This is a genomic window from Mycobacterium sp. (assembly GCF_035653355.1).
Lineage (GTDB): Bacteria > Actinomycetota > Actinomycetes > Mycobacteriales > Mycobacteriaceae > Mycobacterium.
In genome coordinates, this window is the sequence record NZ_DASRBZ010000650.1 from 1 (window position 1) to 10,227 (window position 10,227).

At 66.1% G+C, this 10,227-nt stretch carries 9 protein-coding genes and 1 riboswitch; of the genes, 6 read left to right on the forward strand and 3 right to left on the reverse strand.

All coding sequences use genetic code 11. The annotated features are described in order from the left end of the window. From VFA16_RS22305 to VFA16_RS22315, 3 genes are all read left to right on the forward strand, one after another. Positions 1–1,043: type III polyketide synthase (locus VFA16_RS22305; RefSeq protein ID WP_324969925.1), on the forward strand; the 1,043-nt coding region annotated here is incomplete at its 5' end. A 3-nt stretch (positions 1,044–1,046) separates the two neighbouring features. Then, entirely contained in the window at positions 1,047–1,547 is a 501-nt protein-coding gene (locus VFA16_RS22310) for an isoprenylcysteine carboxyl methyltransferase family protein (protein ID WP_324969926.1), read from the forward strand. A gap of 49 nt (positions 1,548–1,596) precedes the next feature. After that, a complete protein-coding gene (locus VFA16_RS22315; protein ID WP_324969933.1) occupies positions 1,597–2,613 on the forward strand; it encodes an NAD(P)/FAD-dependent oxidoreductase in 1,017 nt (338 codons plus the stop codon). Positions 2,614–2,622: 9 nt separating this feature from the next. Here VFA16_RS22315 and VFA16_RS22320 read toward each other — a convergent pair whose 3' ends face one another. Further along, positions 2,623–3,369: an enoyl-CoA hydratase-related protein gene (locus VFA16_RS22320; protein WP_324969934.1), complete on the reverse strand. Its 747-nt coding sequence runs from the start codon at positions 3,367–3,369 to the stop codon at positions 2,623–2,625. A gap of 50 nt (positions 3,370–3,419) precedes the next feature. Next, positions 3,420–4,568, reverse strand: a complete 1,149-nt coding sequence (locus tag VFA16_RS22325; protein ID WP_324969927.1) for a thiolase family protein — start codon at positions 4,566–4,568, stop codon at positions 3,420–3,422. A 102-nt stretch (positions 4,569–4,670) separates the two neighbouring features. Between VFA16_RS22325 and VFA16_RS22330 the strand changes: the two genes are divergently transcribed. Together VFA16_RS22330 and metE are read left to right on the forward strand one after the other, a co-directional pair. Beyond that, positions 4,671–5,324 (forward strand): SDR family oxidoreductase, encoded by a 654-nt coding sequence (locus VFA16_RS22330; protein WP_324969928.1) that lies wholly within the window; start codon positions 4,671–4,673, stop codon positions 5,322–5,324. Positions 5,325–5,389: 65 nt separating this feature from the next. Continuing rightward, positions 5,390–5,619, forward strand: a riboswitch (cobalamin riboswitch). A gap of 126 nt (positions 5,620–5,745) precedes the next feature. Continuing rightward, positions 5,746–8,019: a 5-methyltetrahydropteroyltriglutamate--homocysteine S-methyltransferase gene (metE, locus tag VFA16_RS22335; RefSeq protein WP_324969930.1), complete on the forward strand. Its 2,274-nt coding sequence runs from the start codon at positions 5,746–5,748 to the stop codon at positions 8,017–8,019. Here the strand turns inward: metE and VFA16_RS22340 are convergent. Beyond that, on the reverse strand, positions 8,016–9,773 hold the full coding sequence (locus VFA16_RS22340) for a DUF3556 domain-containing protein (protein ID WP_324969931.1): 1,758 nt from the start codon (positions 9,771–9,773) through the stop codon (positions 8,016–8,018). The two genes, metE and VFA16_RS22340, sit on opposite strands and share 4 nt — an antisense overlap. A gap of 138 nt (positions 9,774–9,911) precedes the next feature. Between VFA16_RS22340 and VFA16_RS22345 the strand changes: the two genes are divergently transcribed. Next, on the forward strand, positions 9,912–10,227 hold a 316-nt coding region (locus tag VFA16_RS22345), incomplete at its 3' end, for a hypothetical protein (RefSeq protein WP_324969932.1).

A 10,227-nucleotide genomic window follows, 5' to 3' on the forward strand; every position in this document is an offset into this window, starting at 1 on the left:
GCACGCCAGCAGCCCCCTCCGTCGCAGCGGTTTCCGTCGGCTTCCCCCCACACCGGCACAGTCAAGATGAGATCGCCGCGACGCTTGCGGGTTTCGCTGGTCCCGAATTTCGCCGGTTCGCGGCCAGTAGCGGGGTTCAGGCCCGCCATCACGCCTTGCCGCTGTCACGATATGCCCAGTTGAATGGCTTCACCGAGGCCAACGACGCCTTTGTCGAGGTCGCGCTGGAACTGGGTGAGCAGACGTTGCTGTCCGCTTTCGATGCCGCAAAGGTGAAGCCGTCGGACGTCGACATCGTCTTTTCGACGACGGTTACCGGACTGGCAGTGCCGACGTTAGAGGCGCGGCTGGCGACTCGAATCGGCTTGCGGCCCGACGTCAAACGCGTGCCATTGTTCGGTCTGGGCTGCGTTGCCGGCGCCGCGGGCATCGCACGCATGGCTGACTACCTGCGAGCGTTCCCCGATCAGGTTGCCGCGCTGCTGGCCGTCGAACTGTGCACGCTAACGGTTCAGCGCAACGACCGTTCAGTAGCTAATTTGGTTGCTTCCAGCCTGTTCGGCGACGGTGCTGCCGCGGTCATCGCGACCGGAGCCGACCGGACGCTGATCGGACCGAGGGTGCTGGACACGCGCAGCCGGATCTACCCGGACACCGAAGAGGTCATGGGCTGGCGGATCGGCAGCGACGGATTCAAGATCGTGTTGTCAGTCGAAGTCGCCACCGTCGCCGAGAAATACCTGGCCGAAGACGTCCGCAACTTCCTCGCAGACCACGGGCTCACCACCGCCGACGTCTCGACATGGGTTTGCCACCCGGGCGGACCACGGGTGATCGAGGCCGTCGAAAATGTGTTGGACCTGCCCGCGGACGCCCTTGACCACACCCGAAATTCGTTACGCACCAACGGAAACTTGTCTTCAGTGTCAGTGCTGGACGTGCTTCGCGCCACGATGGCCGATCCCCCACCGGCGGGCTCCATCGGGCTGATGATCGCGATGGGCCCAGCTTTTTGCTCGGAACTTGTGCTGCTCGGCTGGTAGGACGTGTACTACCTGCTGATCCTGGCGGTCGGCATCGAGCGCCTGATGGAGCTGATCGTATCCAAGCGCAATGCCCGATGGGCTTTTGCCCACGGCGGCAAGGAGTTCGGCCACAACCACTATCCGCTGATGGTCAGCATCCACAGTGCACTGCTGCTCGGCTGCGTCGCGGAAGTCTGGGTTCTGCACCGGCCGTTTATCGAATGGCTGGGCTGGCCGATGCTGGGCGTGGTCGCGCTAAGCCAAGCGCTGCGCTGGTGGTGCGTGACGACGCTGGGGTGCCGGTGGAACACGCTGGTAATTGTTGTGCCGCAAGCACCGTTGGTGCGACGAGGCCCGTATCGCTGGCTTCGCCACCCCAACTACGTGGCCGTGGTGGCAGAAGGGTTGGCGCTGCCGCTGGTGCACACCGCGTGGTTGACCGCCGTCGCATTCACACTTGCCAACGCGGCGCTGCTCAGGGTGCGGATCCGGGTCGAGAACGCGGCGCTGGGCTACACATGACCGCCCGCGCCGGCGACGATGCAGAGCGAAGCGATGAGGAGGAGCGGCGCTGACAACCTATGACACTGATCTGCTGGTCGTCGGCGGCGGTCCAGGCGGCCTTGCCACGGCGATACATGCGCGCGCCCAAGGCCTTTCCGTGATCGTCGCCGAACCGAAAGAGAGCCCGATTGACAAAGCATGCGGCGAGGGCCTGATGCCGGGTGGGCTGGAGGAGCTGACATCGCTCGGCGTCGAGCCGGCCGGGCTGCCGTTCCGCGGCATCGCTTACATCAGCGAGCACCGCCGCGCCGAGGCGTCGTTTCGCAGTGGGCCGGGCCGCGGGGTGCGCCGTACCACGCTGCACGCCGCGCTGGCGGCACGCGCCAAAGAGCAAGACACCGCATGGATTAAGACGCGGGTCACCGCGGTCGAGCAGGATGCCGACGGCGTCACGGCGGCCGGGTTACGCGCGAAATGGTTGGTGGCCGCCGACGGGCTGCATTCGCCGACACGGCGGGCCATGGGAATCAAAAGCGTTGCCGGGAAACCGCGGCGCTTCGGCGTGCGTAGGCACTTCCGTGTACCGGCGTGGTCGGAGTTCGTCGAAGTGCACTGGTCGCCTTGGGGCGAGGCGTATGTGACACCGGTCGAACCGGACCTGGTCGGCGTGGCGATCCTCTCGCGGCATCGTCCTGACCTGGCGTGGTTTCCGTGGCTCGCATGCCGGCTGCGTGACGCCCCACCCGGGCGCGCCCGCGGCTGCGGCCCTCTGCGCCAAATAGTTTCACGGCGCGTGGCCGGGCGGGTGTTGTTGGTGGGAGATGCCGCCGGATACGAGGACGCGCTGACCGGCGAGGGCATCAGCCTGGCAGTCAAGCAAGCCGCCGCAGCGGTGACAGCCATCGTCGACGACGCCCCGTCGTCGTACGAGACGGCGTGGCGGCGGATCACCCGCGACTACCGAATGCTCACCCGCGCACTGGTGTTGGCCAGCACACCCCGGCCGGCCCGGCGCGCCATCGTGCCGGCCTGCACGGTTCTACCCGCGGTGTTCGGCCGCGCGGTCAACACGCTCGCACACTGAACAGCTTGTTCAGCGCGCGTTCCACACCGGTTGGCGCTTCTCGGCGAACGCCCGCGGACCTTCCTTGGCGTCCTCCGACTTCAACAGTGCACGGAACTCCCGTGCGGTGCGACTCCAGCCCGGCTCCTCGTCGGGTATGACGCCGTCGTCGGCCCCGTAGGCGATCCGCTTGCTGGCCTGCACCGACAGCGGCGCGTTGACGGTGACCCGTTCGGCCAGCGCGAGCGCGGCCTCCAGCACCGTCCCGTCGGGAACGACCTGGTTGATCAGGCCCCACTTGAGCGCCTCGGCGGCGGTGATCGGCTCACCGGTAAGCAGCATCTCCAGTGCGACCTTGCGGGGAAGCTGGTGCACGATCCGGAAGACGCCGCCCGCGCCGGCGATCAAACCGACCTTCACTTCTGGCAGGCCGAACTGCGCGCGTTCCTCCGCGACGACCAGATCGCTGGCGAGGGCCAGCTCCGTGCCGCCGCCTAGTGCGGTGCCGTTGACCGCGGCAATCGTCGGCTTGTCGATGAAGTGGCGCACGTAACCGGCGAAGCCCCACTCACCGTGGTCGGGGTGATACAGGTTCTCGCGCCGCGCGATCGCTTTGAGATCTGCTCCCGCGCAAAACGACTTCTCGCCGGCACCGGTGATCACCACTGCCCGCACGTCTGGGTCGTGTTGCGCCTGCTCGAGCGCGTCGCCGACAGCCGTGCTGACTGCGGAGTTGACGGCGTTGCGGGCCTCCGGCCGGTTGATCGTGATGATCATGACGTTGCCGCGGCGCTCGATGAGCGCCGCGGGCTGGGCGTCGGCGACCGTCACAGCAACTCCACGATGGTGGCGTTGGCCTGACCACCGCCCTCGCACATCGTCTGCAAGCCGTAGCGAATTCCCTTGTCGCGCATGTGGTAGAGCAACGTCGTCATGATGCGCGCACCCGAACCGCCGAGCGGATGGCCCAGCGCGATCGCGCCGCCGTTGGGATTGAGCTTCTTCTCGTCGGCGCCAATGTCGTGCAGCCACGCCAGCGGCACCGGCGCGAACGCCTCGTTGACCTCGTACGCCCCGATGTCGTCCAGGCTCAGCCCGGAGCGCTTCAACGCCTTCTGCGTCGCGGGGATCGGCGCGGTCAGCATGATCACCGGGTTAGAGCCGGCCAGCGTCGCGGTGTGCACCTTGGCAAGTGGCTTGAGCCCCAACGACTTCGCCTTCTCCGCCGACATGAACAACACGGCCGCGGCGCCGTCGGAAATCTGGCTGGAGTTGCCGGCGTGGATCACACCGTCCTCTTTGAAGGCAGGCTTCAACTCGGCCATCTTCTCGATCGTGGTGCCGCGGCGAATGCCCTCGTCTTTGAGGACGACGTTACCGTCTTGGTCTTTGATGGGCACGATCTGGTCGTCGAATGCTCCGGAATCCTGCGCTGCAGCAGCCTTTTCGTGCGAACCGAGAGAGAACTCGTCGAGCGTAGTCCGGTCGAAGCCCCACTGCTCGGCGATCATTTCCGCGCCGATGCCCTGGTTGGGGATCGCGCCGTCATAGCGGCTCAAAAACTCGTCCGGGAAGGGGCGCCCACCATTGGCCAGCGAGGAACCCATCGGCACCCGCGACATGGACTCCACGCCACCGGCGACGACAACGTCATAGTGGCCGGCGACCACGCCCGCGGCGGCAAAGTGGATCGACTGCTGGCTGGAGCCGCACTGGCGGTCCACGGTGACACCCGGAACGGTTTCCGGCCAGCCCGCCGTCAGCAACGCGGTGCGGGCGATGTCGAGGGCCTGCTCACCGGCTTGCATCACGCAGCCCCAGATCACGTCGTCGACGATCTCGGGATCGATGCCCGACTTCTGGACGAGCCCATTGAGGACCTGCGCGGACAGGTCGGCGGGATGCACGCCGGACAGACCACCGTTGCGCTTGCCGATCGGTGAGCGTACTGCCTCGACGATGACGGCTTCAGCCATGGCAATTCTCCTTATCAAATGAGGTAATGCCTCGATTGTTGACCAACCCGTTGGACGGCTAACCGCGGGGGTACTTCGCCGGCGCCCGGTAGCGTCGGTGCGATGGCACGCATCGTCGTTATCGGCGGCCACGGCAAGGTGGCCCTGCATCTGAGCCGCATCCTCAGCGAGCGCGGCGACGAGGTCAGCTCGGTGTTCCGCAACCCGGATCACGCCGGCGACGTCGTCGCCACCGGTGCCAAACCCGTCGTGGCCGACATCGAAAGACTGGATACCGACGCGCTCGCGCAGCTCTTGGCGGGGCATGACGCGGTGGTGTTTTCCGCCGGAGCCGGCGGCGGCAACCCCTCCCGCACCTACGCCGTCGACCGCGATGCCGCCATCCGGGTGATCGATGCGGCCAGGCAAGCGGGCGTGCGGCGGTTCGTGATGGTTTCCTACTTCGGCGCTCAACCGGAACATGGTGTGCGGCAGGACGATCCGTTCTTCCCGTATGCCGAGGCCAAGGCGGCCGCTGACGCCCATCTGCGCGCCAGCGACCTCGACTGGACGGTTCTGGGGCCGGGCCGGCTCACCCTCGAGCCGGCGACCGGGCGGATCGCGCTGGGTCCGGAGGCCAGCAAGGGTCAGGTGTCCCGCGAGGATGTCGCGCTGGTGATCGCCGCCGCGCTGGCCGACGATTCGACGATCAGGCGCACCATCGAGTTCAACAACGGTGAGGTCCCCATCGCTGAAGCGTTGGCTGCCGGACGCTAACGCCGGCAGCGGCGATCGCAAGCGCGGTGAAGCCGGGCGCAGCGGGTCGCCGCCATCAATCGAGTAATCTCAACCTCGCAGCTGGTCTGCCGGTGTGAGTGCCGGCATCGAGTGAGGCAGGTTGAATCTGCCTCGCGAGAGGGAACCCGGTGAGAATCCGGGACTGTCCCGCAGCGGTATGCAGGAACGACCGCCGTCATCAGCACTGGTCGCCCGACTGGGAAGCGACGGCCATTAGGAGCACCTCCGGTGCGCGCCTGTGAGTCCGAAGACCTGCCGGCTGTGCCGGATGCGCCGCGTCCGGCGGCTCATCGCCTCGTGGAATGGGCGTCTGGCCGTAACGGTTGCAGGGCATGCACCGCGACCGGATCGGCTGCGCGTCCGCGGGCGGTGACCACCCCCGTCGAGTGAAGGACGAACAGTGACCGCTCAACCGTTTACCGCCACGATCACCGGCTCACCGCGCATCGGCCCGCGTCGCGAACTCAAACGCGCCACCGAAGGTTATTGGGCCGGACGGACCAGCCGATCCGAGCTGGAGTCGGTCGCGGCGACGCTGCGCCGCGACACCTGGTCCGATCTGGCTGCGGCCGGCCTGGATTCGGTGCCGGTGAGCACCTTCTCCTACTACGACCAGATGCTCGACACGGCGGTGATGCTCGGCGCTCTGCCGGCCCGGGTGCAGCCGGTGCACGACGACCTGGACCGCTACTTCGCCGCCGCCCGGGGCACCGAAGACATCGCCCCGCTGGAGATGACCAAGTGGTTTGACACCAACTACCACTATCTGGTGCCTGAGATCTCGCCGGACATCCGGTTCACCCTGAACCCGGCCAAAGTTGTCGGCGAGCTGAAAGACGCGTTGCGACAAGGCATTCCGGCGCGCCCGGTGATCATTGGGCCGATCACCTTCCTACTGCTGAGCAAAGCGGTGGACGGTGCGGGTGCCCCGATCGAACGCATCGACGAGCTGATTCCGGTGTTTTCGGAGCTGCTGTCGCTGCTGGCCGACGTCGGGGCAACGTGGGTGCAATTCGACGAGCCGGTGCTGGTGACCGATATCAGCGCCGACGCCCCCGCGCTGGCGGAGCGGGTGTACAGCGCGCTGGGATCGGTGGCCAAGCGGCCGGCGATCCATGTCGCCACCTACTTCGGGGATCCGGGCGCTGCCCTACCCGCGCTGGCTCGTACACCCGTCGAGGCCATCGGCGTCGACCTGGTCACCGGCGCCAACACGGCGGTCGCCTCGGTGCCGGAATTGGCCGGCAAGACGCTCGTGGCCGGCGTCGTCGACGGGCGCAACGTGTGGCGCACCGATCTGGAATCAGCGCTAAGCCGGCTGGCCACCCTGCTCGGGTCGGTGGGCACGCTGGCGGTGTCGACGTCATGCTCGACGCTGCACGTCCCGTATTCGCTGACCTTCGAAACGGAGCTGGACGAAAACCTGCGCAGCTGGCTGGCATTCGGCGCCGAAAAGGTGCACGAAGTGGTAACCCTCGCCCGCGCACTGCGGAAAGGACGGGACGCGGTGGCCGACGAGATCGCGGCCTCCAACGCCGCGGTGGCGTCTCGGCGATCCGATCCGCGGCTGCGCAATGAACAGATCCGGGCCCGCATCGACTCGATCCTGGCCTCCGGCACCAAGCGCGGCAATGCTGCCGAGCGTCGGGAACAGCAGAAGGCTCGGCTGCATCTGCCGACGCTGCCGACGACCACGATTGGCTCGTTCCCGCAGACCCCGGCGATCCGGAAAGCCCGCGCCGCCTTCCGATCCGGCGAGATCGACGAGGCCGAATACGTCCGCCGGATGAAGGCCGAAATCGCCGACGTCATCGCGCTGCAGGAACGGCTCGGCCTTGACGTGCTGGTACATGGGGAACCGGAACGCAACGACATGGTGCAGTACTTCGCCGAGCAGCTCGACGGTTTCTTCGCCACCCAGAACGGCTGGGTGCAGTCCTACGGCAGCCGCTGCGTGCGCCCACCCATTCTTTACGGCGATGTGTCGCGGCCGTACCCGATGACGGTCGAGTGGATCACCTACGCGCAGTCGCTGACCGACAAACCCGTCAAGGGCATGTTGACCGGGCCGGTGACAATCCTGGCGTGGTCGTTCGTGCGCGACGACCAGCCGCTGGCCGACACCGCGTACCAGATTGCGCTGGCGATCCGCGACGAGACCATCGATTTGCAGTCGGCCGGCATTGCGATCATCCAGGTCGACGAGCCGGCGCTGCGGGAGCTGCTGCCGCTGCGCCGCGCCGACCAGGACGCTTACCTGCAATGGGCGGTGGGCGCGTTCCGGTTGGCGACTTCCGGTGTCGCCGATTCGACGCATATCCAGACTCATCTCTGCTATTCGGAGTTCGGTGAGATCATCGGTGCCATCGGCGAGTTGGACGCCGATGCCACGTTGATCGAGGCAGCCCGCTCGCACATGGAGGTGCTCGACGATCTCAATGCCGCAGGTTTTTCCAACAGCGTGGGACCGGGCGTCTACGACATCCATTCCCCGCGGGTGCCCGGCACCGAGGAGATCGCCAATTCGCTCCGCGCAGCGCTGAGGGCTCTTCCAGCCGAACGGCTTTGGGTTAATCCCGATTGTGGGCTGAAGACCCGCACCGTCGAGGAGGTGACAGCGTCGCTCCAGAACATGGTCGCCGCGGCGGCGAAGGTGCGAGGAGAAGCCGCCTAGGGCCGGCTCACCTCGTCGGAGCCGGCGATGCGGCTTTCGTACACGTGTACCGGCACGGTGTCGTCCCAGGGCTGCCGGGTGACCATGTCGGCCACCCTGACGTAGCCGCGCTCGAACTCGCCTGTGGCTGCATCGACTAACCGGTATTCCTGGGTCTGGCGGTGAATGGGTTGCGCGTCGAGCAGCACGACGCGCACCTCACCGGGCTCGAAGCGGCAGCGCTCCTGCATCGCGGCGATCAACTGTTCGTTGTGCATGTGGCCGTCGCCGAAATTCCACCCAATCGCGGTGGAACAAATGCGTTCGCCGTCGGTGATGACGTAGTCCTCCTCGTTCTGCCCGGCCATGGCTCGATGCGCCAAGGTGAACAGCGCCCGGCCGTGGGTGTTGAACGAGCGGAAGGCGTATCCCATGTAGATCGGAATCTGCGCCGCCTCCTTGCTGCCGTAGAAGCGCTCAAGCTGCGCGGCGGGCATGCTGGCGATCGTGACCAGCCCACGGGTGATCTTCTCTTCCGCAGAGGGTTTGACGCACCACAGCGTGGTGTCCCAGTTGCCGGCGTAGTAGCGCATGCCTGGCAGGAACGAGATCTTGCGCGGGAAGAGGTTGCCGGCAATCACGACGCCGGCGAGCACGACGAACAGGATCGTTACCGGCACAGGGTGTTTCACGTCGGAAGCTCCTAGCTGCGCGTACGCGACGAAGAGGGCTCCAACGCCGTAGATCATGAAGACGTTCCACTCCAGCGGCACGCCCATCGGAATCGCGGTCAGGATCGCTAAGTGAAAACACACCATGACGGCAGCGGCGATCGCGGTCAGCCAGCCGCCGTGGGAGAAGAACAACACCATCGGCACGCACATCTCCACCGTGGTGCCGCCGTGGCCGACGATTCGTGACAGGCGTCCGGGCCGCAGGTCGTCGGGGAACCGTTCGAAGAAGGCCCGCTTCATCGACTTTGCTCGGATCAGCGGGTTGTTCGACATCATCGTGGAGATTACGAACGGGAAGTGGTGGTTGAGCTTCGACGTGGCCGCGCCCATCCAGATCACCAAGAACACCAACTTCGAGGCGACGATCATGTCGACACCGGGAAACAAGAATGTCACCGTCAGCGACGCGTAGACCTCGCCCCGGGCGGCCAAAAAGATCACCTTGTCCCGCAGGCCGAGCACGGCGAGCAGGCCGAGGATCACCCAGATCTGCCACAGCGGAAGCAGTCCGACGTCGGTGCCCAGCGCCGGAACGGGGCCGGTGCCGTCGGAGAACAACGCCCATAGCAGCATGACCAGCAGGGCCGCATACAACGCGACGTCCAGCGGGGCGCGAGCAGTGCCCTTCGTCAGCGGGATCCGACCGGGCCAGGGCGGTAACCGAATTGTGTTGGGGCGTAGCCAGTACAGAACCGAGCCCATCGGCGGGAAGAACCGGTTGTTCAGCGGGCCGAAGCCGCAGCCGAGGCCGACCACCTCGAAGAGCATGGTGTAGAGCACGACCTTCTCGAACACGATGGGCTCCGACCACCACGAACCCACCGCGGTGAACCCATCGATTCCCTTGGTGGTCAGCGCGAACAGCCAGCCGCCCAGGATGTAGAGACCGATTTTGAGGACGTAGAAGAGGTGGAGCGCGACGGGTGTTCCGAAGCCCACCTCGGCCCAGTGCCTGGCCATCGGCTGGATCTTCTCGCTGCGCGTGCCTTTGCTCCATTCGGCCATGTCGATCTGCGGCAGCTCTGGTTTGAGGAATCCCATGCGGGACAGATTAGAACGTGTTCTAGATGTGTGGGCGCGGGTTTGCGCCGCGAACTTCGATCGATGTCCTTGACTACTACCTAGCGTAGTAGTAAGAACAGTGGTACAGGTCGACCACGTGCAGGGACGGTGATCCTGATGACCGATCAAATCCAGCAACCCAGAGACAACGCGGATCGGTTTCTGCGCTGGGCCGCAATCGCCTTCGCCATCGGGTTTGCCGTGCATGGTCTGGATCATCTGCGCCGCGGCATGTCGGCATCGCCGCCGTTCATCATGGTGGGCGGCACCGTGCAGGGTCTGTTCGTCGTCGCCGCGATCGTCATGGTGCTCAGGCGTCACAGGCAGGCGCCGCTGGCCGCGATCGTCGTCGGCTTCGGCAGTGCCCTGGTCTTCACGTACGCGCACCTGCTGCCCACAGTGTTGCCCGGCTACCAGGACAGCTTCATCTCCC

What these genes read in the sequence shown, in the direction of transcription:
- VFA16_RS22320 (WP_324969934.1), bottom strand. Translation starts at nt 3,369, where the DNA reads ATGATCATCACGATCAACCGGCCGGAGGCCCGCAACGCCGTCAACTCC.
- VFA16_RS22325 (WP_324969927.1), bottom strand. Translation starts at nt 4,568, where the DNA reads ATGGCTGAAGCCGTCATCGTCGAGGCAGTACGCTCACCGATCGGCAAG.
- VFA16_RS22330 (WP_324969928.1), top strand. Translation starts at nt 4,671, where the DNA reads ATGGCACGCATCGTCGTTATCGGCGGCCACGGCAAGGTGGCCCTGCAT.
- VFA16_RS22340 (WP_324969931.1), bottom strand. Translation starts at nt 9,773, where the DNA reads ATGGGATTCCTCAAACCAGAGCTGCCGCAGATCGACATGGCCGAATGG.